We start from the raw sequence: 20683 nt of genomic DNA, 5'->3' as shown, positions 1-20683 counted from the left end.
TAATTTATGCGGGGCAGGTCTTGAAACTTCCCAACAGGTAAGCATGGTGGGCGGCCCTCCGGGGCCGCTCTTTTCTTTCAGAAGGAGGCGATCCCATGACAGACGCACAAAAAGAGCAGGTGCGCTATCTGCGCTGCGAAGGGCTCGGTTATGGAGCGATTGCCACCCGGTTAGGTATTTCTGAGAATACGGTCAAGAGCTTTTGCCGCCGCAACAACCTCACCGGAGTGGCTTCCAAAGAGCCGGTGGTGGTATGCCGGAACTGTGGCAGGCCGCTTCCTCAATACCCCAAGAGAAAACAGAGAAAATTTTGCTCCGAGGCTTGCCGCCGCGCATGGTGGAAGCTGCACCCGGAGCTTATCCATAAAGCCGCCTTCTATCCGGCTACCTGCGCCCATTGCGGGCAGGAATTTCAGAGCTATGGGAACCGGAAACGGAAGTATTGTTCCCACGCCTGCTACATAGCGGCGCGGTTCCAGAAAGGAGGCACCCATGACGAAGGAACAGTTTGACCGGGAGAAAAAGTATCAGGCGGCCCTCGCGGTGGCCCGTGAAATGTTGCAAAAAGGCATCATAAACGAGGCGGATTTTCTGCGCATTGAGGCCAGACTGGCGGCAAAATTCCGGCCTGTTTTGGGCGGTATTTTCTGCTGAAAAGCCTTTCTTTTCAGGGTGGCTTCCTATAACATCAGTGTCCTGAAAGGAGGGCGTATTTATGGAACGCATTATTCAAAAAGTTACCCCGCCCGCGCGAAAAAAAGCGCCAAAGCTAAAGCGCGTGGCGGCCTATGCGCGGGTATCCAGCGGCAGAGAGGCTCCGCTTCATTCCCTCTCCGCGCAGATCAGCCAGTACAGCGGCATGATCCAGAAAACGCCCGGCTGGCAGTACGCAGGTGTGTATGCCGACGAGGCGCTGACCGGCACGAAAGACAGCCGTGGAGAATTTCAGCGGCTTCTGGCCGATTGCAGGGCCGGAAAAATCGACATGATAATTACAAAGTCGGTTTCCCGTTTTGCCCGCAATACTGTGACAACGCTTCGCACCATCCGGGAGCTTCGGCTCATGGGGGTGGACGTTTTCTTTGAAGAACAGAATATCCACACCATGGGCGAGGATGGCGAGCTTCTGCTTACCCTCCTCGCTGCTTATGCAGAGGAGGAGGCCCGCTCAGTATCTGAAAACCAGAAGTGGCGTATCAAATCCAACTATGAGCAGGGCCTGCCTTGGAGTATCACCATGTATGGTTACAGGCAGGTCAACGGGCGGTTGGAAATCGTACCGGAAGAAGCCGAGATCATACGGCTGGCCGCCGACCTCTATCTGGAAGGTTACGGGCGGTATAAGCTGGAAGATGCCTTTGCCGCCGTGAATATCAAAGGCAGGCATGGTGCCAACATGGGAGGGAACTCCATTGTTGACCTGATTTGCAACGAGAAAATCGTTGGGGATATGCTGCTGCAAAAGACTTTTGTGGTAGACCCCATCACAAAAGAGGTTCGCAAGAACAACGGCGAAAAACCGCAGTATTTTGTAGAGGGCAGCCATGAAGGGATTCTTGACCGGGAAACTTATGAGAAGGTTTTAGCGGAACGCGCTCGCCGGGCCTCCGCCTATAAACCGCGCTCCGGGAGTTATGAGCGGAACCGCTTTCCGTTTTCCAGCAAAGTGCGCTGTGGAAAATGCGGAAAATGCTTTACCCGGAAAACGGTGGCTCCAAAGACTCCGTATGAAAAGCAGGTCTGGATTTGTCGCACCTTCAACCAGAAAGGCAAGGCGCACTGCGATGCCAAGCAGATCCCAGAGGAAATTTTGAAACGGGTGAGCGCCGAGGCCATGGGCCTGCCGGAATTTGACGCAGCGGCCTTTGCGGCCAAGGTGGAAGAAATTCAGGTGCCAGAGAATGGCGTGCTGGTCTTTGTTTTCTATGACGGGCATACCGTAACAAAGACTTGGGATAACCCTTCCCGCCGCCATAGCTGGAACCCGGAGAACCGCCAGCGGGCGCGTGAACTGGCGCTCCGGCAGGCCGCAGAAAGGAGGCTTGCCAAATGCCAGCAGTAACAGCGGCGCGGGTAACGGTCATCCCTGCAAAGAAAGACCGGCTTCCCATCAATGTACTGAGCAACGAGGCCCGCAAGCTGCGGGTGGCAGCCTATGCCCGTGTATCCACCAACAACGAGGAGCAGCTTACCAGCTATGAGGCGCAGGTGGACTATTATACCCGGTACATTCAATCTAAGGACGAGTGGCAGTTTGTAGAGGTTTATACCGACGAGGGCATTTCTGCCACCAACACCAAAAAGCGCGACGGCTTCAACCGCATGGTGGCCGATGCGCTGGCGGGTAAAATTGACCTGATTATCACGAAATCTATCAGCCGGTTTGCCCGCAATACGGTGGATACCTTAACCACAGTGCGCAAGCTCAAAGAAAAGGGCATTGAAGTTTTCTTTGAAAAAGAGAACATCCGCACCTTGGACGGAAAAGGCGAGCTGCTTATTACCATCATGTCCTCGCTGGCGCAGGAAGAAAGCCGCTCCATTTCTGAGAACGTCACATGGGGCCAGCGCAAGCGTTTTGCAGACGGAAAGGTAAGTCTTCCTTACCGGCGCTTCCTCGGCTATGAAAAAGGCCCGGACGGGCTGCCGGTCATTGTAGAGTCCGAAGCGGTGATTATCCGGCTGATTTACCGCCTTTTCCTCTATGGTAAATCCCCCTCGGCCATCGCTACCTACCTCACCGACGAGGGTATTCCCACGCCGGGCGGTAAAAAGGTGTGGCGGGCCAAGGTGGTGGAGAGCATCCTTACCAACGAAAAGTACAAAGGCGACGCGCTCTTGCAGAAGAAATTCACGGTGGATTTCCTCACCAAAAAGCAAAAGGTCAACGAAGGCGAGGTGCCGCAGTATTATGTGACGAACAGCCATCCGGCCATTATCGAACCGGAGCTTTTCGACCTCGTACAATACGAGCTGAAAACCCGCAAGACGGATGGGCGTTTTACGAGCTGCCTGCATCCATTTTCCGGGCGCATTATCTGCGGCGAGTGTGGCGGCATTTATGGCAGCAAGGTCTGGCACTCCAACACGGAAAACCGGAGCCTTGTATGGCAGTGTAATGAAAAATACCGGGGCCAGCATTGCTCCACGCCCCATCTTGCAGAAGGTGAAATCAAAGCCGCATTTCTGGCCGCCTTCAATATCGTGCTGGGGAACCGGGACGAGATTATGGAGGCATACGAGGAAGTAATCGCGGCGCTGACCGATACGGCAGACTTGGATGCAGAACAGGAAACCTTGGAAAATGAAAGCGAGGTTGTACTGGGGCTTATTCAGAAAATCATTTCTGAAAATGCGCAGACCGCCATGGATCAGGAAGAATACAACCGCCGGTATGATGCTTACTCCGAGCGGTTTGAAGCCGCCCGGAAACGGCTGGCGGAAATCGCAGAGCTTCGGCAGGAACGCAATGCCAAAAAGACAAGAATCCGGCTGTTCATGGAAAACATGAACAACCATCAGGAACTGGTGCAATCCTTTGACGAGGAGCTTTGGTATTCCACGGTGGACTATGTGACGGTTTACGAAGATAAAAGGCTGGTGTTCACCTTCCGCGACGGGCGGCAGGTTGAAATCACGGCAGAATTATGGAGGGCAGCATAATGGAGAAGGAAGCAAGGAAAACAATGCGGGTGGCGATCTATTGCCGCCTCGCCCGCGCGGATCAAAACGATACCTTGTTAGAGGTGCAGAAGGAACGGCTGCGCATATATGCCAAAGAGCGCGGCTATGATATTGTGGCGGAAATCGCCGAGATCGGCAGCGGCCTTTCCCTGAACCGCCCCGGCATCCGGGAAATGGCCGGGCTGGCCCACCGCCACATGATAGACGCGGTTTTAGTCAGCGATATTTCCCGCCTTTGCCGGGATTGCGGACAGACGCTGCGGTTAGAAGGAAAGCTCAAAAAGCAAGGGGTTTCCATTGAGAGCATAAAGGGCAACCCGCTCCCGGAATACCGGCGGGCCAGAATTGCGCTGGGCTGTATAATGAAATAAGGCAAAGAGAAAACCGCAGGTTCCGGCCTGCGGTCTTTTTCTTTGCCCTCTACTGTAAAGTACCTATAAATTCAAGCAGCAGGGCTTTTTGCTTCTCGGTGAGTGTACTCCATTTTGCAAAAAGCTCGCGCTGTTCATCCGTTATTTCCACAGCTTCTCCGCCTTCCGCGAAAAACTGTGCTAAGGTTATTCCAAACGCACGACAAATCACTTCCAGCGTGGGAAGCGTCGGCGCATTATTCCTTTTGAAAACATTGGTTATTGTGGAGTGAGATAGGTTTGCCTCTTTTGCCAGCCTGTAATCCGTCCAGCCGCGCTCCTCCATGAGCTGCTTGATCCGCTTCTGTGCGTCCATTCCATCACCTGCCCATCTGTATCTATTCTAATTCCCAAATGGGTGGTATAATAGTCACAATCAGTGGCTACCATATTTCCCAAGTGGGGCATAGAGTAGTTTATATCATGGGCCGAACATGGAGATACTACTCATACAGACAGGAGGCTTTACATTGCAAGAGAATAAAAAAGATTTCTTCGCCATGCTGGCGGAGCGGGATCATACGACCGTGGAAAAGGTCAAAGAGAAAATCTCAAAGCGGATATGGAAGGGTCTGCATGACCCTGATCCGGAGCGCCGGGCGCAATGGGAACGGATACCATGCGCCGGGGATGTGCCTACCCCGGAGGAATGGCTGCGCTATTCTGTGGAACGGCTGAGAGAAGATGGCCGAGAGGATTTACTGCGGCACTACCTCATAGATTAGGGTGTGCATTTCAAAGGCGAAGAAATACAAGATATAGATATGCAGGCAGAAAAATAGCGGGAATAAACACCTCATGTTGTGTTTTCCCGCTTTTTATTTCCGCCGTACTGTATGAAATGTTGTCCCTTTAGACACCTTCCTTAGAAAAGCCGCCTATTTAGGCGGTTTTTCTGCGTTTTTTGTTCTACTTTTGCAGTTTTGATGACTGCTGTTCAGCGGTGATTCAAGGGACAGAAAAGCGGCGGGAGCATGAGCGAAGATAGCCGACGAAACCGCCAAATCCCTAACCTATCCCTAACGAGGATATACTGAGAACCTCTACGCAGATGGAAGATGTTTGGATTGAAAATATAATCGAAAGAAAGTATAATGTGTTAGCAGGCTGAGTGCCTGTAACGAGCGTGTGGCAAGATTTTGTACTTGTGTTTCGCAAGTGTTGACCAAACTGGGTGGTGCTTTAGCGTATTGCCCTTTCCCGTTATGATGTTAACATGTTCATCATGTTGACTAATCCGTCCGCATAATGAGTTGCCACACGCTCTCCCTTTTGGGAGGTACCCTATGAAAAAGTTTTGCGATATCCAATCAAGAAATGAGTTAGCAGATTATTTAGGTATTTCCCATAAAAAGCTAACACATATTCTTTATATTAAAAAGCCAGATAATTATTATACTACTTTTGAGATTCCAAAACGCAACGGTGAATCCCGTACTATTTGTGCCCCGTCCGGTCATCTGAAGGCTCTACAAGTAAAACTCGCAAATATGTTGTGGTGCTATCAGAAAAGCATTTGGGAAGAAAAGGGTGTAAAACCCAATATCTCTCATGCATTTGAAAAAGAGAAAAGCATTATTACAAATGCGAAAATTCATCGAAACAAACGTTTTGTTCTTAATTTGGACTTGGAAAACTTTTTTGATAGCTTCCATTTTGGCCGTGTTCAAGGCTATTTTGAGAAGAATAACAATTTTAAACTCCCATACGATGTTTCTGTTATTCTCGCGCAATTGACGTGCTATCAAGGGCGCTTGCCCCAGGGTGCGCCCAGTTCCCCAATCATTACAAATTTGATCTGCCAGACCATGGATATCTATCTGTTAAGAGTTGCCAAGAAATATAAACTGGACTATACCAGATATGCTGATGACTTAACTTTCTCTACCAACGACAGACACTTTGTTGAAAATCAGGAGAAATTCTTAGCAGAAGCTATCGCTGCAATAAAACGAGCTGGTTTCTCTATTAATGAAAAGAAAACCCGTCTTCAATTTAGAGATTCACGCCAGGAAGTCACGGGCCTGATTGTAAACAAGAAGCTAAATGTTAATCACGCCTATGTGCGTAAAACAAGAGCAATGGCACATCAGCTCTACTCTACAGGTGAATACCTTATCGATGGCGTGCCAGGAACAATTAAGCAACTGGAAGGGCGCTTTTCCTTTATTGACCATCTGGATCATCATAATAACATTCTTGATCCACAAGAGATTAAGCATGACGCTTTTCATCTTAATGGTCGTGAGAGACAGTATCAGGCTTTTATTTTTTATAAGTACCTTTATGCTCACACTGTACCTGTCATTGTGACAGAAGGCAAAACCGATATTCGATATATAAAGGCTGCGTTAAAGAGCCTTTACACTAAATATCCTCGGCTCATACAAAAAGATGCGGAAGGCAATTTCATCTATAATTTTTCGTTCTTCAAAAGGACAAAAAGATGGAAGTATTTTTTCGGAATCAGTTTGGATGGTGCCGATGCTATGAAAATCCTGTATCATTATCATGCTGGCAACGGGAAAAAAATTCCTGCTTATCACAGCTATTTCCGTCAGTTGAGTGGTCTTGAACAGCATAATCCTGTCATACTTCTATATGACAATGAATCCAAGAGTGAACGGCCATTAAAAAAATTCTTGGGTGAGGGCGTACATGCCACCGCAGAGCAGAAGGCTACGCTTAAATCCGACCTGCATATACGTCTGATCCCGGACAGCAAGTTATTTCTGGTCACGCCTCCTCTCGTAGGTAGTAAAGAAGAGTGCGAAATTGAAGATTTGTTTTCTGACGAGTTGCTAAGCCTCAATTTAGATGGAAAAACCTTCTGTCGCAAAGATAAATTTGATGATAGCAAATACTTTGGCAAAGAAATCTTTTCCCAATATGTTTATGAAAACTACCAGACGATTGACTTCTCAAGATTCATTCCGCTACTTGATGTAATTGATACGATAATTGCAGAAGCAGAATCCCCGAAAAAATAAAAGTGCGCCGGCAGAGTTATTACGCTCTGCCGGCGTATTCTTATCCCACCCTCTCGAACGGTATCACCTTGCACCGGCTCTCCTCCGGAGGTTCGGGAGGCTCCGGTTCCGGCTCGGCCGTGGCCGTTTCCATGAAGCCGCCGATTTTCTCCGCTGCACCTCTTTGCATATCATTGGTGATATGCGTATAGGTGTCGAGGGTAAATCCGGCGCTGTAGTGGCCCAGCATGCTGGACAGCGTCTTCACATCCACGCCGCTGGAGAGGGCCATGGTGGCGAAGGTGTGGCGCAGATCATGGAAGCGCACATGTTCCTCGATGCCAGCCTTCGCCAGTAGCTTGCGGTTGATTCTGGACACCGCATCTGGACTCCAGTAGCCGCCGGTGCGGGGAGACGGGAACAGGATGGGATTGTCGGGGTGCCGTTCATGTTCCCGCACCAGCAAGGACACGGCCTGCTGGGACAACGCTACCTTGCGTACGGAGTTCTTGGTTTTCGGCTCTGTCACCACCAGCTCCCCGTCGATGCGGGTGACCTGCTTACTTACCGATAGTATCCTGTCTTTCACATTCAGGTCATCCCACCGGAGTGCCAGCAGTTCTCCACGCCGCAGACCGCTGGATAATTCCAGGAAGAACATGGGCAGGACGCCGTACTTCTCCGCCTCGCTGAGATATACCCCCAGCTTCTCCGGCGGGATGATGGCCATCTCCTTTTTCTCCTTGGGCGGGATGCGGCAGTTGTCGCAGGGGTTGTAGGGAATGATCCGCTCCTTGACCGCCTGCTTCAGCGCTGAGGAGAGTACCATGTGGATGCGCCGCACTGTGCTTCCAGCCAGGGACGTGTCGGTCTTTTTCTCGAATCGCTGCACCCGCCCCTTGGTCTTGGAGTCGTTGTACATCTTCTGGATCTGGATGGCGGTGAGCCGTTTGAGTTTTACTCCTCCGATGGCCGGTACGATGTGGTTTTCGATCATGTTCTCATAGGTCTTTGCGGTGTTGGGGCGGATCACTGGCTTGCTGTAGGTTTCAAACCACAGCCTGCACCACTCCGCTACTGTGTAGTCCTCGTTGTGGTTCACCGGGATGCCCCGATTGTCCCGGATGGCCTTTGCCAGCTTTTCCTTGCACTCGGCCTGCGTCCTGGCAGACACGCTTTTCTGAATGGCGCGGCCGGTGTTGGGGTCGATGCCCTGAGTGTATCGGCCCTCCCAGCGGCCGTTGGGCTTCTTTCGAATGCTGCCCTCGCCGTTTGCTCGTTTCTTTGCCATTGTTCATCCCTCCTTTACGACTCGCTAAGCGCCTCGCTTCGCTCGGTTGCTCGCATGCATTGCGCCTGCGGGCGCTTATTGCAACACAAACAAATACCACAGAATCTTTGAAATAGCCACTAAAATATTTCCGTCTTTTGGGCCGCCTGTTCGTCGATCCACGCCATGAACTTATCACGGGGGACGATGATCCGGCTGCCCAGGGTGATGGTAGGGAAATCCTGCCGGTGGGCAACCTCGTAGGCGTGGGCCAGCCCGATGCCCAGCACATCAGCCACATCCTGCACGGTCAGCATCAGGGGCAGTTCGTTGAACGAGCTGTACTTAGATCGTTTCATCGGATTCCTTTCTACCCTTCTCGCGGAAGGGGTTTTATTCTTTGTTTTGCGGCTCATATTCTGCGCCGCTTACATGGTCATTTCAGGCCACTGCTCCTCATGGTCATCCGGTTTGTGGCCCATAGCAATCTTCTTCTCCTGGATCTTCCGCCTGAGTTTTCGATCCACCTGCTGACCTACTGGGGCGGCGGACGGCACGGAGTTGTCCTCAAAGATCCGGCTCATGTGATAGAGCAGCCGAGAGATCGCCAGCATCACAGAGGGCGGGCGGAGATTGTTTCGCTGCTCCAGGAAGAACTGAGCATACTGATTTCCTTGGGCAGCGGAACGGCTGAACCACATCATTGCCTGGGCCTGATCCCATGGTAGACCCTGTCCCGTCAGGTGCAGCTTGCCCATCATGTACTGGGCGTACTGGTTTCCCGCCTCTGCTGATTTGGTGAACCAATCCGCCGCTCTTGTGGTGTCCTTGTTGACAGCGTTTCCCTCCAGATACTCTTTGCCCAGACGGTAAGCGGCAAAGTGGCTTCCATTTTCCGCAGCCTGTCTCAGCCAGCGGATGCCCTCGTCCGGGTCCCGCACTTCCCAATCGTCAGAGAGGAACAGTTTGCCAAGGGCATACTGTGCTTCAGGCAGGCCCTGTTTCGCTGCCTGAGTGAGCCAGTGTTTGGCCTTGCGGTTGTCAGGGATCAGCAAAGGGCCGTCCCGGTAGAGTTGTCCCATTCGGTATTGCGCATAGGCGTCGCCTCGCTCCGCCACCTGCTCCAGCTTCTCCACTGCCCGGTCACGGTAGTCCAGAGAAATGTCCTCGTTCCGAATGATTCGCCACAGTTCCCGGCAGGCATTGGACTCACGACGCGCCGGTTCCGGCTCGCCGTGCTCAGCCAAGTCATCATCCTCGAAGGAGATCTCACCCAGACGGATGTGCTCTGCCTCCTGGATGACAGCGTTTTTGATCTGCCGGAACTCTTTCTCCTGGGACAGCTTTTTTCGTTCTCTGGGTTTGTCGTGGTAGTAACTCTCTACCTCACACTGGAGCCTGCACCACCGGTCGTAGCACTCACGCACTACCGGCAGCTCCTCCAGTTTGTCCACTACCTCATCCACGGTTTTCTTCACGGACTTGGGAAGGTAGCCGTAGGATTTTTTGCCTTTGACCGTTTCCAGTTGTCCGGCCAGCTGCTCCATCTTCTGCTCAATCTCAGGAGCCGTACAGATGCTTTGCACCATCTCCTGGGTGAGCTGCCGGATTACACGGCGGGCCTTCCGCACCAGCTCATCCCTCGACTGTGACTTCTGTTCGTAGGTGTGGAGCATCTCCTGTTTGAAGATCTGATTGGTGAGCGCAGATTTGATGTTGCGGATACCATCCCGCGTAAGATATGCCTCACCTGGTACGGTCGACCACGCCATCATGTGAACATGGGGATGCTTCCCTTCGTCGTGGAAGGCGGCGTACCAGCGGAAGTGGTTCGGTTGAATATTCATAGCGGCAGCGACTTCATTGCGATTTGCTCGGAGCAGGTTTCGCCATGCTTTGGCATTGTCATATCCAAGACGCACAGCGTCCTCACGCTTCAGTGAGAGGATATGCGTCCACACATTGCCGTTGTACTGATCCAGTTCCTGCATGGCCTGCTCCAAGTCCACAGCATCTTCATCACCAAATAGCCCGTGGTCACCAAGCCGTTCCGCACGAGGCCGAGTAGCGACGTACTTCATGTAGCCGTCTGACTGCTGCACTTGAAACCAGTTCTCCTCCAGTGCTCGGGTAATAAAGACAGAGGCATTGGCCTTGGTGGGCTTGTCTTTGTAATCGGAATATTCACCCAGCTCCTTGGCCTCCGGGAAATCCTTTGTCAGTTTGGTGATGAGCTGATCCTGCTTTCGAGTGGGCGGACGGTCATCCGGGAGGATCTCTACCCGTTCCCGCGTGCCGATGTACCGCAGATAGCCGCTGACCGAACTACCGTCTCCGCACTTGAGATAAGGGCTTTTCACGATCAATCCTGCCACTCATCGTCCTCCTCCCAAGCATCACGCACCCGTTGCTCCAGCGAGATGCGGCCATTGGTTTTCCGCACATTTTGAACGCTCTCCGCCCGCCGTCGGCGCAGATCTTCGTTGCTGAACTGATACGCGTCGGCGAGGATACCGGCCACCATGTCCTGCTCCACCGCTTGCCGGAAGGCGATGGAGGATAGCCGCTCCTCCAGCTGTCCCATCCTTCCGTCCAGGTAGGACTTGATGGATGTGGGGAGAAACAGTCCGGCGTTGTTGGCGCTGAGGTAGTCCAGATAAAAGTCCACCGCCCGCTCAATGAAGGCGGTGATGCTCCGGCTCCCGTCCTCCTGATATCGGCGCTCCAGGATAGTCTTTTTCTCCGGTGAGAGGTAGAGGGGGAATTTCTCTTTTTTGCTCATAATGTTCTCCTTTCCGAGGGTTGACCCCTGTTTTTTCCTTGTGGCAGTAGGCTTTGGGGGATTGTGACCGCAGAGATGATGTCACAGCCCGGATTTTGACCCCATTTCCAATCCCCGCAAAAGCCCCCGCAACTGCCCGCACTGCGGGCAGAGGTGCTTCTGACGGGGGCGCTTGCGACCCCGTCGTTTATCCTGCTTTTTCTTTCGTCCTTGAGATTTCCTCCGAAAGCGGGCCAAATTGGGCCTCTAACCCCGGATCGGCACTGGGACTCGCTTCCGCTCCGAAAGGCGCACACAGGGCGTTCTGGGGGCTTTCACGGGCCAATTCTGCCAGGCGTGCCATTGCCCTTTGACGGGCGGCATCCTCCTCCAGCTGCCGGAACTGCCGCTCGTAGAATAATTCGACTGCCGCCTGGATCGGACGGATGGTGTAGAGCAGATTCCCGTTGAGGGGCCTGCCGTCTTTGCTCCGCACCATCGTCGGCTCGGTGCGGATGAGACCTTTCTCCTCCAGACTGCGCACATACTTGCTTACGGTATTCTCGCTCATACCCAGCGCTTTGCCGATGGTCTTGTAGCTGGGGTAGCACTGGTAGGTTTCTCTGTCCTCGATGCTCAGCAGATAACAGTAGATGGAGATCTCCGGGTAACTGAGACCGATGTGAAAAACTTCGTTGGGAACCTTGAAATAGTTTTTGTCGGGATCTCGTTTGGGCCACTGTTGGAACTTCATATAGCACCTCCCGTATGCTCCTCCATACACTGAATGCACTTTTCTTTCGGCACCACCATACAGTTGCTCACGCGCAGCACCGTGAGGTCCGGTTGGTACATCAGTTCATACCCACTGGACGACGATGTACCCAGTACCTTCGCTTTGTTGTAGTTCTTGTAGGCAGATTCTCTCATGTTGACCATCTCCTTTTCAAAACTCCCTCTACTTCTTTAGCCGCAAACATTTGCATGTGACATAGGTTTGACATAACCTTTGGATGGTGTTCGAGTTGTCTCTCTACTTGTATTGGGGAAAATATATCCCACTGACATACATTTGACAGAAAAACGGAGCGCCTGCTTTGTCGCAGACGCTCCGTTTGAGGTTGGATTATTTACTTTTGTGCTGGTTTCAGCAGCCGGCATGTTCCCTCCGCCTCGTCCCGCTCTTTCAGCAGAGAGGCCAGAGCAGAGAAGAATTTCTTTTGCTGATAGTCCACGCTGCCACGGTTCAGCTGATGGGCTTCCGCGTACTTGCGAATGGACAGGCCATCCACGAACCGCTCCCGGAAATAATCCTGGTATGCAGCCAGCACCGTTTTCATGGCATTGTCCAGAAACTGCAGGTCCTCTTTCAGCTTGGCGAAGTCACTTTTGGTGATAGCAACGAATCTCTTTTCCCTCACGCAGAGGCGATGTTTGTTCCGGTCGAAGTTGTAGTGCTCACAGAGATCTTTTGCGTATGCGTAGTAGGTAAGAGATTGCTGATAATCTCGGGAGTCATAAGATTCATCCAGTTGCCAATTTTTTCGTTTACGTACCGGTCCCCGAAATCCCTCTTCCTCCAGCCGCTCTATGGCTTCCCCTGAGATCTTCATATTGAGCAGTAGCTTATACTTGGCCCTCCGGTCACCATTCACTTCCACGAAGGCGCAGAAGGACTTTTTGCTGGAGGTGTAGTATCTGGGAACAGCCGCAAAGGGGTAGGTGGTCCAGATGACACTCTCCTCGCCGGTGTCAGCGTCGGTGGCCAGAGAGACAACATAAACCACCTTGCCGTCATACCGCCGGTAGTACCCGGCGCGGATTTTTCTTTCTGCCATTTGGTCACCCTCACATTTGTTTTTCTGTCCTCAGTATATACGGGGCTGGGATCTCACATAAAATAGCGATAATCGTAAAGTGTTCCCTCAAATTGAGATAGTAACCATCCAATTCGCGCAATTTCGTTCGAGGATTCTATCGTACATGGAAGTTTCGAATACAACCCAAAGCTGTTCCAATTCATTTTGGACAATCCAAGAATTTCTGTTGCGATTTGTGCCATATCTCCAGAACCATAATGCTTAACTACTTTTAACGGCAATGGAACACTTTTGCCTCCTTGAAAATATTTTCTGTTCGGTGATATTACAGATGGTGCGATGCCATGGGTGAATAGATACATCGTATTATTATCAATCGGGAAACACATACCCCTTCGTACTGGATATCCATCCACACGAGTACAAGATTCATTTAATGCAAAGCACTTCAAATTGTCTTCATATATTATCTCAAGAAGTTCAATATTCTTAACCCCCGCAGATGATAGGCTTTCTACTAATCCTTTAACTTCATCTCTCCGAAATGGAGTGCGTTTATGAACGACAACCCGTTTCGGTAACTCGGAGAAAGATTTGTAGAACAGCTCTTTGATGTTGAGACCAATCCTATACGCTTCTTCTTCGGATAAGTACGGATTTTTCTTCCTATCAAACGAATAATCGTGAATTTTGGAAAGCTTATACTTCATTCCTCGTCCATCAGAAGAGTATATATGACTGCAACCAACCACCACATTACTTCCCGTGGGTGCATTCATAACACTGTATCCAATTCCAGCAAATGCTGTATCCGCTTGAATTCCATTTATCACCCATGGTATCCGACCGGACTTGACATACAACGCCAAAGAAAGAGCCCACATAATTTGACAATGCAAGTCACTCTCAATCGTTTTCTCCCGAACAAATTGCGTTGCCACCTGCTTTTGTGCAGCATACGCCTTGATATAATCATGTAGATCATATTTTACGGTTCCATCGGTATATGAGGTAAATATCTCATAGTCCCTCGGAATATAAATCAGTATGACGTCAACAGAATCTGCACTGAGCTGGTCAATTTTCCTGATTATTGCATTGCCAAACTCAACAGCGGCTTTATGAATATCCTGCTCATTTGAAGCGTTAATTTGCTTCCATTTACCACTGTTTGGCTCCGGCAAATCGAGTCCCGTTTTGAAGGCCTGATAGAAGCCTGGGAAGGTAATTAGATAATCAGTATTATGTTTTGCTTGTGATCGATAATTTAATTCAGAAATGAACTGTGCAAACCTCCGCTCATGTTTATCGGGGCAAATTACTCCTACTGAAATCGCAGAATGTAGGATACCACCATCCATAGCATAATCTACAGGCGCATTAGAAATCAACCCACGCATTGGGTGGAAATCCTCCGCTATCCCATGTGTAGAGGCACTACAAAAAAGAAGAGTAGGATCTTTGTACTCTGTTCCAGAAAAAACAATCCGTTTTGGAACAGCGGCAGGCAGTTGTATCGAGTTACGCTTGCCACTGCTCACACCAATCAGCGCACTGTAATTTACAACCGCAAAAGAAAATCTTACTGTATTTCTTCCAGGATAATTGGCAGAAAACTTTGTGTTACCTATTATTTTTTTACTCCATTTTACAACGTACTCATTTGCATTTAGGTTTGGACGGCCATTATTTACTCGTGCATTAAACCAGTCGGCAAATTGCTTCCGTTCTTCGCTGCTCAGTGTTACATCGTCAGCATACATATAACTCGGAACAAGTGTAAGATAGCTGTATTTATAATCAAAAAGTAATGCAAGCTTAACCCCTGAATAAGCCGTGACCGTTCTGGCTCCGATGCGATATTTCAATACCTCTTTTGTATCCCAAATTTTATCCTTTGAGTGACCCAGTCCATGACTTACTGCAAGAATACGGACAAGTGTTTTCAACAACAACTCACGAAATGTACTATTTCCAGCGATTGACGCTCTGCTTAACGGGCATAATTCAATATTGGTTTTTAGCTTGCCTTTGCATACCTCCTCAATAACAGATTTCGATCCCCATGCATACACCAAGTTCTTGTAGGGTACCGCCATAACATTTTCTTTACCCAAAGCTTTGCAAAAATCCCATGGTTTTTCGTCGGAAGCGAGCAAAACCTCAAACTGATAACACTGATTTGGGAATGCGATTGGGAAGGCGTTGGTGCTCACCACTTTATTTACTGCTCCGTTAAGCTGTATAAATCCACTGTGTTGTGGCTCAAGCGTAATGGACAGCTTCTTTTTGATGTTGTCCACCTTTTCCAAAAACTCTTTGTTTTCGCTCATACAGTGGCGCGCTATGGCGTAGAATGTGCTATCAAAGCCTTCTGTTGGAATGTAGAAGGCTGCTCTGCCATATTGATTTGCCGTTCTGATTAATGTTTTTACTTCTGAGGGAATATTAGATCCATAACCACACCAAAAGAGTTTACCTGCTCCCCTCGTGGAATAGACTTGCGTCAACGCGTCCATAAGAGATTGATCTCGTCCGCTATATCCTACAACAATTAAGTCGCGGTTAGTTAACTCGTGCAGTAATGCCTTTACTAATTCACCATCTTGAGTGTCAAGTTCTTGCTTTGTGTTTTTCAATGCCCCATATTTATAGTCGCCATGCAAAGCGATGCACAGAAGTTCTTTGTCAACATCACCACGGTATATTCTTTCAGAGGTAGCCGCTGTGATTTCAACCGGAACAAGCGGGCTATATTGGTGGGCACACTTTAGAGTCAAGCCATCAAAGTTTGTTGTCCATACGCTTTTTATTATATTTTCTAACGCAAGTAAGGAGATTAGATGATAGCCCAAGCTGGGGTCATGGTTTGCCACCAAATGCTGAAAGTATTTCCGCCGATCATCTGCGATAGGATATGCTTTTTCGGCAAAATACGAGTACTCCTCCGCGCTATTCTCAGCCGGATAAATATTTTGTGCATCAATCCACCGCTGAATCACCCTGCGTACAGCTTCGGATTTCGAGTTATCAAAGTTTCCTATTGATCCAGGGTTCTTCGATAAATAGATTTCTCGTTTCCAATCCCAAATGCAATCTGTTGCTGATGGAATTCCTGACTCAATAGATGCACCCGCACCAAGTAGTAAAGAATGAGGAGTATCTATATTTTGTTTTATTGACCTCAAAAATTCATCCAATTGAAGTATTTCCATATATGCCCCTCATTTCTTTTCTGTGAAAACCATTCTATATTCCATTAACAGCAACAGAAAACGCTTCAGAGGAAAATTGACACATTGTACTATTCCTTTCTCAACGCCTTGTACAATTCTGCAGCCATAGCATCCTGGACCTTCTGATAAAAGTCAGGGTCATTAAACAACTTTGCAAAAGAATCATTGTTGTCCAAAAAGCACTGTGTCACGATGTCGCGAAATTTATCTGGGAAAAGAGAACGCACGAACATTTCGGTGCTATTGTCCTTGGCATATTTTCTAAACTTTTTGACCTCTGAGTCCTTCATGAACATCTGATAGATGCCTTCGATAATAACTCGGTCGGCATCAGTAAAGTTGCCGCTGAAGCGTTCATTTACCTTGTCAATGATACTTTGGAGAGTATCTTTCTTTTTATTTAGCACCTTTGGAGCGGTACTACCTCCGGGCACAAATGCGGGTGGCTTTTCATTCAGGACAATTGCTCCGCGGAAAGTTTCCGTGAGAGAAGCATACTCCAGCTTACTTTTATCCTCGATGTCAACAAATTCATCACCGCTTGTTTTGGGAAGAAGTTTTATCAAATGCAGCGTATATTGATATTCATTGAACAGATCCCTGTCATGGAGCCGCACCAGCTGGGTAACAAAAGCATACGCTTTGTTGAACTTACGCACATAGTCTCGGAGGGTATAGCGATCATCCTCACTTAAATCCATATATCGAGCGATCACAGGCCGGAACATACCTGCCAGTCTACCAAGCGCGGCAGCATCCTGATTTTTATCCGTCTGAGCTGCCATAATTTTGTTGAAAGTCTCCACATCCTCGAAATTGTAGAGCATAAAGTCCCGAATCTTATTGCGGAGGTCATATACTCGGTTCAAATCAGTGATACCTTCAAGCATTGTGGTCTCATAGTACGGCAGGAAAGCACCTTTGATATCCTCCTCAGTGTTCTCAAAATCCAGGACAAATGTACTGTTCTTTCCAAAAGTAGTACGATTGAGGCGAGAGAGTGTCTGAACCGCGGTCACATCACGCAGTTTCTTATCCACATACATAGTGTGTAGCAGCGGCTCATCAAAGCCGGTCTGATACTTATTTGCGACTACCAAGATATTGTACTGGCTACTATGGAACACCTTACGGAATTTCTTGTCGGTCGTTATGTACTTGCCGTTTTCGTCCAGATTCATAGTAGCCTCAGTGAAAGGTTTCTCGCTTGGATAGTCGTCCAAGGTTACTTCACCGGAGAATGCAATCATCACATCACTGCCTACGCATTGCTCTGCATGGTCAGTGAGATATTTCTTTATGGCAAGATAATATCGGACTGCGTTTGCTCGGCTATCTGCAACGACCATAGCTTTGCCCTTACCGTTAATCTGATAACGGCAGTTTTCCAGGAAATTGGTCATAATCATTTCCGTCTTCTGGGCAATAGTATAGCCATGTTGCTTGTAATACTTGAACAGTGCACGGGATGCCTGTCCCTCAATGAGTTCTGGATTATCCTCAGAGACACGAATCAACTTAAATGCCTCTTTAACTGTAGTATAGTTCGCCAGCACATCCAAAATGTATCCTTCTTCAATGGCTTGGCGCATGGAATACACATGGAACGGAGCCTTTATGAGTTCCCCCTCTGGGGTTGTTCCTACCACAGTACCGAAGGATTCCAATGTTTGTGCCTTAGGAGTGGCTGTGAAGGCAAAGAAGGACTGATTATCGTGTCTGCCCTGACCGATGACTGCATTGATATACTCGTCAGTCAGATCCACTTCTTCCTCTTCAATTCCGGCTTCTTCTGCATATTCTTTGACCGCAACACCGATGTCGATCAGACTGCGGCGCAGGGATTTTGCGCTTTCACCATTCTGCCCCTGGTGGGCCTCATCAATGATGATTGCAAACTTGCGCCCACGGAACTTCTCGATATCCTTCTTTGCAAAAAGAAATTTTTGGATAGTACAGATGATGATTCTCTTTTTATCATTAATCGCTTCCGCAAGACTGCGGGAATTCTTTTTATCGTCAATCGCCTCTACCAAGCCTACCTGATGTTCAAAGCTATTGATGGTATCCTGCAACTGGCTGTCCAGTACCACGCGGTTGGTGACCACAATAACAGAATCGAACAAACCGTTGTTTTCCGCATCATGGATAGAAGCAAGACGATAAGCAATCCACGCAATGGAATTGGATTTGCCGGAGCCTGCGGAGTGCTGGATCAGATAGTTTGTGCCAACGCCGTTTTGCCGCACATCAGCCATAATCTTACGCACCACATCGTATTGATGATAACGAGGAAAAATCATCTTTTCCTTGGTGACTGTTTTGCTGATACCGTTCTTGACCACTTCTTCTTTTTCTTTTACAAAGGAAATGAAACGGTGGATCAGATCCATTAGACTGTCTCGTTGCAGCACTTCTTCCCACAGATAACTGGTGGCATAGCCCTTAGGGTTTGTGGGATTACCCGCACCACCATTTACACCTGCACCGTTGGAGCCCCGGTTGAATGGCAGAAAGTGAGTACTGCTGTCCGTAAGCTGAGTAGTCATCCATACTTCATACAGGTCAACGGCAAAGTAGGCCAGAAAGCGGTGGTTTAAGCGAAACGCAAACTCTTTGGAATTGCGGTCATTCTTATATTGATTAATGGCACAAATGTAATCCTGACCAGTGAGCTGGTTCTTTAATTCCAGCGCCACAATAGGGATGCCGTTAACGGAAAGTACCATATCAATAGTGTTAGTGTTAGCCGTGGAATAGCGGAATTGGCGGGTGCATCCGAGGATATTGGCTTCATATCGCTCGGTAGCAATAGGGTTCAGTTCAGACTCCGGTTTGAAAAAGCAGACTTTCAGTTTGCAGCCCATATCCTCGATGCCGTTTCGCAGTACATACAGCAGACCTTGATTTGAGATGGTAGTCTCCAAACGGTGATACAATTTGTCCTCAGCATTAGTGCCATAATATTTGGTGTACTTGGCCCATTCCTTGGGCTGGGTCTTTGCTATAAATTCACAGAGCACATCCATGTAGATGCACCTGGAAATATCATGCTGTCGAGTATGTACCCAGTTGCCTTCAGTATCTTGCCCACAAAACTGGATATAGCCACCTTCGGGTGAAATAAGGAAGGATTCGATATCTCGCTCAAACCGTTTTTCACTTTTGTCCATAATATACGCCCCTTATATCTTTATGACCCGGCCTGTAAATTTGAGGGCACTCTTTCCGATGGCTTTTAGATTATCCTTATTTTTAACAAAAAGCGCGATAGACGCGGCCAATCCAACCCCACACTTCAGATACTTTGCGCCCTGTTCCATACCCTTGTAATCTTTACTATCCAGTTTCTGCTTTTTAAACTGTTTATCCATTTCCCAACGCCTCCAACAATTTCTCTCCGCTGACCTCAATGGCCATATAATCATAACGCCTTGCCTTCTCAAGGCATGCAACCCGTTCTGTGTCAATATACCTGGCAGGGTGTGAATAGAACATATCTGTCAATGCCTTATGCTGATAGCGTATGGTTTCCACTTTGCTGAAATCGATAGACTGAATAGCATCTTCACTCAATAGAAAAGTTTGTTCTGCTGTCTCCAAATTTCCGCACATGGCATAAGAGGCTGCAAGTAACTTGGTTGCCTGCAAATACAAATCATAATAGTCCTGCATTTCCTGAACCGCTCGGCTTTTTTCTGCCAAATAGCCACTATGGGCAACCTCGCGCATGAATCGGATTAGCCCTGATTTGGGCAGTGGTTCAAATTCGCCAGCGCGGCGTTCAAGAGTCTTTTTAATCTGCGCCTGAGCGATAAGGAGATTCTGTCTGCTGGAGTTGATCTGCCGGTTACGTTCTTCACCTTCTGGCATAGACATTGCCAGGATTAAGCCGTTTTTACCAGCTTCCAGCAGACCGATGCGATCATCCATCTGGCCGTGCTTTATTTGCTCGACCACACGATATGTGCGCTCTACCATTTCGGTTAGCCTTGCCATCTGCTGTTGCATCAGGATATTATGATGACTATTGGCTAATTCTTGTATCGGATTACCTTGAACGATTGCCTGCTCCGCAATAGGAAGAGGTGTCACAACCTGCTTCTTTCCGTTTTCGGCGATCTTCATCAGGCTGGGCCACTTTTTGCCGGTCTTCATGTTTTCCATGATAAACATCTCGCCAGATTCATAGGCTGCTTGGAACTCGGCAGGAATCTGAACCACATACTGTGTTCCAGCTTTGATCTCGGCCAGAATTTCACCCATATTTACGCATTGAATAACTTGGCCCAAAATGGCTTGGAAGTCAAAGCCTTTGCTTTCTTGGGTAATGTATAGGCACTTTCCCTCTTCCGGGACGGGCATCGCATCCTGCGGTATTTCAACTGGCATGCTACCTGCTTTGTCGGGAATCAATTCATCCATTAGGATACCTCCATGAGATATTATTGTGGTCATAATATACCTTGTTTTTTTCGCGCCAGAGTTAACCTTAGGAGCTCTTTGAAGGCATCCTGGAGTTTCTTCGTATTT

Annotated in this window: 19 protein-coding genes; 7 read left to right on the top strand and 12 right to left on the bottom strand. The window is 48.8% G+C overall.

What is annotated here, in order from left to right; genetic code table 11:
* The first annotated feature begins 95 nt into the window (after positions 1 to 95).
* The 5 genes from I2G69_RS06750 (at position 96) to I2G69_RS06730 (ending at position 4055) form a co-directional block, all read left to right on the top strand.
* Entirely contained in the window at positions 96 to 512 is a 417-nt protein-coding gene (locus I2G69_RS06750; protein ID WP_195560478.1) for a helix-turn-helix transcriptional regulator, read from the top strand.
* Positions 493 to 654: an SHOCT domain-containing protein gene (locus I2G69_RS06745; protein WP_178097225.1), complete on the top strand. Its 162-nt coding sequence runs from the start codon at positions 493 to 495 to the stop codon at positions 652 to 654. The genes I2G69_RS06750 and I2G69_RS06745 overlap by 20 nt, the downstream gene beginning before the upstream one ends.
* Positions 655 to 715: 61 nt before the next feature.
* Positions 716 to 2062 (top strand): recombinase family protein, encoded by a 1347-nt coding sequence (locus I2G69_RS06740; protein WP_195560477.1) that lies wholly within the window; start codon positions 716 to 718, stop codon positions 2060 to 2062.
* On the top strand, positions 2050 to 3663 hold the full coding sequence (locus I2G69_RS06735; protein WP_195560476.1) for a recombinase family protein: 1614 nt from the start codon (positions 2050 to 2052) through the stop codon (positions 3661 to 3663). The genes I2G69_RS06740 and I2G69_RS06735 overlap by 13 nt, the downstream gene beginning before the upstream one ends.
* Positions 3663 to 4055 (top strand): recombinase family protein, encoded by a 393-nt coding sequence (locus I2G69_RS06730; RefSeq protein ID WP_195560475.1) that lies wholly within the window; start codon positions 3663 to 3665, stop codon positions 4053 to 4055. The genes I2G69_RS06735 and I2G69_RS06730 overlap by 1 nt, the downstream gene beginning before the upstream one ends.
* A gap of 49 nt (positions 4056 to 4104) precedes the next feature.
* On the opposite strand, the gene I2G69_RS06725 is transcribed toward I2G69_RS06730, so the two are convergent.
* Entirely contained in the window at positions 4105 to 4410 is a 306-nt protein-coding gene (locus I2G69_RS06725) for a helix-turn-helix domain-containing protein (RefSeq protein WP_195560474.1), read from the bottom strand.
* 154 nt (positions 4411 to 4564) lie between these two features.
* Between I2G69_RS06725 and I2G69_RS06720 the strand changes: the two genes are divergently transcribed.
* Both I2G69_RS06720 and I2G69_RS06715 read left to right on the top strand, forming a co-directional pair.
* The gene (locus I2G69_RS06720; protein ID WP_243254890.1) at positions 4565 to 4819 is read left to right on the top strand and encodes a hypothetical protein; all 255 of its coding nucleotides are present in this window, start codon (positions 4565 to 4567) and stop codon (positions 4817 to 4819) included.
* Between the two features lie 561 nt (positions 4820 to 5380).
* On the top strand, positions 5381 to 7084 hold the full coding sequence (locus I2G69_RS06715) for a retron Ec67 family RNA-directed DNA polymerase/endonuclease (protein ID WP_087287490.1): 1704 nt from the start codon (positions 5381 to 5383) through the stop codon (positions 7082 to 7084).
* 40 nt (positions 7085 to 7124) lie between these two features.
* On the opposite strand, the gene I2G69_RS06710 is transcribed toward I2G69_RS06715, so the two are convergent.
* From I2G69_RS06710 to I2G69_RS06660, 11 genes are all read right to left on the bottom strand, one after another.
* The gene (locus tag I2G69_RS06710; protein WP_087287487.1) at positions 7125 to 8354 is read right to left on the bottom strand and encodes a tyrosine-type recombinase/integrase; all 1230 of its coding nucleotides are present in this window, start codon (positions 8352 to 8354) and stop codon (positions 7125 to 7127) included.
* Positions 8355 to 8473: 119 nt separating this feature from the next.
* Positions 8474 to 8692 carry a helix-turn-helix domain-containing protein gene (locus I2G69_RS06705; protein ID WP_087287484.1) on the bottom strand — a complete coding sequence of 73 codons (219 nt, stop codon included), beginning with the start codon at positions 8690 to 8692 and terminating at the stop codon, positions 8474 to 8476.
* 69 nt (positions 8693 to 8761) lie between these two features.
* The gene (gene mobP3, locus I2G69_RS06700; protein WP_195560473.1) at positions 8762 to 10708 is read right to left on the bottom strand and encodes a MobP3 family relaxase; all 1947 of its coding nucleotides are present in this window, start codon (positions 10706 to 10708) and stop codon (positions 8762 to 8764) included.
* Entirely contained in the window at positions 10696 to 11115 is a 420-nt protein-coding gene (locus I2G69_RS06695; protein WP_087287481.1) for a hypothetical protein, read from the bottom strand. Before I2G69_RS06695 ends, mobP3 begins: the two co-directional genes overlap by 13 nt.
* 187 nt (positions 11116 to 11302) lie before the next feature.
* Entirely contained in the window at positions 11303 to 11848 is a 546-nt protein-coding gene (locus I2G69_RS06690) for a helix-turn-helix domain-containing protein (RefSeq protein ID WP_087287478.1), read from the bottom strand.
* Complete coding sequence (locus tag I2G69_RS06685) at positions 11845 to 12024, bottom strand: DNA-binding protein (protein WP_087287476.1); 180 nt, start codon at positions 12022 to 12024, stop codon at positions 11845 to 11847. Before I2G69_RS06685 ends, I2G69_RS06690 begins: the two co-directional genes overlap by 4 nt.
* Positions 12025 to 12224: 200 nt before the next feature.
* Positions 12225 to 12932 (bottom strand): hypothetical protein, encoded by a 708-nt coding sequence (locus I2G69_RS06680; RefSeq protein ID WP_087287473.1) that lies wholly within the window; start codon positions 12930 to 12932, stop codon positions 12225 to 12227.
* 53 nt (positions 12933 to 12985) lie between these two features.
* On the bottom strand, positions 12986 to 16129 hold the full coding sequence (locus I2G69_RS06675) for an SIR2 family protein (protein WP_087287470.1): 3144 nt from the start codon (positions 16127 to 16129) through the stop codon (positions 12986 to 12988).
* Between the two features lie 89 nt (positions 16130 to 16218).
* Positions 16219 to 19323 (bottom strand): type I restriction endonuclease subunit R, encoded by a 3105-nt coding sequence (locus tag I2G69_RS06670; RefSeq protein WP_195560472.1) that lies wholly within the window; start codon positions 19321 to 19323, stop codon positions 16219 to 16221.
* 12 nt (positions 19324 to 19335) lie between these two features.
* Complete coding sequence (locus I2G69_RS06665) at positions 19336 to 19524, bottom strand: hypothetical protein (protein ID WP_087287464.1); 189 nt, start codon at positions 19522 to 19524, stop codon at positions 19336 to 19338.
* Entirely contained in the window at positions 19517 to 20575 is a 1059-nt protein-coding gene (locus tag I2G69_RS06660) for a hypothetical protein (protein ID WP_087287460.1), read from the bottom strand. The genes I2G69_RS06665 and I2G69_RS06660 overlap by 8 nt, the downstream gene beginning before the upstream one ends.
* Positions 20576 to 20683: the final 108 nt, after the last annotated feature.

Source organism: Anaeromassilibacillus sp. D41t1_190614_C2 (assembly GCF_015558525.1).
Lineage (GTDB): Bacteria > Bacillota > Clostridia > Oscillospirales > Acutalibacteraceae > Anaeromassilibacillus > Anaeromassilibacillus stercoravium.
Note: the sequence above shows the minus strand (reverse complement) of the source record. Positions and strands in the feature narration are given on the sequence as shown.

Coding starts and splice junctions, on each gene's coding strand:
- I2G69_RS06750 (WP_195560478.1), top strand. CDS start 96: ATGACAGACGCACAAAAAGAGCAGGTGCGCTATCTGCGCTGCGAAGGG.
- I2G69_RS06745 (WP_178097225.1), top strand. CDS start 493: ATGACGAAGGAACAGTTTGACCGGGAGAAAAAGTATCAGGCGGCCCTC.
- I2G69_RS06740 (WP_195560477.1), top strand. CDS start 716: ATGGAACGCATTATTCAAAAAGTTACCCCGCCCGCGCGAAAAAAAGCG.
- I2G69_RS06735 (WP_195560476.1), top strand. CDS start 2,050: ATGCCAGCAGTAACAGCGGCGCGGGTAACGGTCATCCCTGCAAAGAAA.
- I2G69_RS06730 (WP_195560475.1), top strand. CDS start 3,663: ATGGAGAAGGAAGCAAGGAAAACAATGCGGGTGGCGATCTATTGCCGC.
- I2G69_RS06725 (WP_195560474.1), bottom strand. CDS start 4,410: ATGGACGCACAGAAGCGGATCAAGCAGCTCATGGAGGAGCGCGGCTGG.
- I2G69_RS06715 (WP_087287490.1), top strand. CDS start 5,381: ATGAAAAAGTTTTGCGATATCCAATCAAGAAATGAGTTAGCAGATTAT.
- I2G69_RS06710 (WP_087287487.1), bottom strand. CDS start 8,354: ATGGCAAAGAAACGAGCAAACGGCGAGGGCAGCATTCGAAAGAAGCCC.
- I2G69_RS06705 (WP_087287484.1), bottom strand. CDS start 8,692: ATGAAACGATCTAAGTACAGCTCGTTCAACGAACTGCCCCTGATGCTG.
- I2G69_RS06695 (WP_087287481.1), bottom strand. CDS start 11,115: ATGAGCAAAAAAGAGAAATTCCCCCTCTACCTCTCACCGGAGAAAAAG.
- I2G69_RS06690 (WP_087287478.1), bottom strand. CDS start 11,848: ATGAAGTTCCAACAGTGGCCCAAACGAGATCCCGACAAAAACTATTTC.
- I2G69_RS06685 (WP_087287476.1), bottom strand. CDS start 12,024: ATGAGAGAATCTGCCTACAAGAACTACAACAAAGCGAAGGTACTGGGT.
- I2G69_RS06680 (WP_087287473.1), bottom strand. CDS start 12,932: ATGGCAGAAAGAAAAATCCGCGCCGGGTACTACCGGCGGTATGACGGC.
- I2G69_RS06675 (WP_087287470.1), bottom strand. CDS start 16,129: ATGGAAATACTTCAATTGGATGAATTTTTGAGGTCAATAAAACAAAAT.
- I2G69_RS06670 (WP_195560472.1), bottom strand. CDS start 19,323: ATGGACAAAAGTGAAAAACGGTTTGAGCGAGATATCGAATCCTTCCTT.
- I2G69_RS06665 (WP_087287464.1), bottom strand. CDS start 19,524: ATGGATAAACAGTTTAAAAAGCAGAAACTGGATAGTAAAGATTACAAG.
- I2G69_RS06660 (WP_087287460.1), bottom strand. CDS start 20,575: ATGGATGAATTGATTCCCGACAAAGCAGGTAGCATGCCAGTTGAAATA.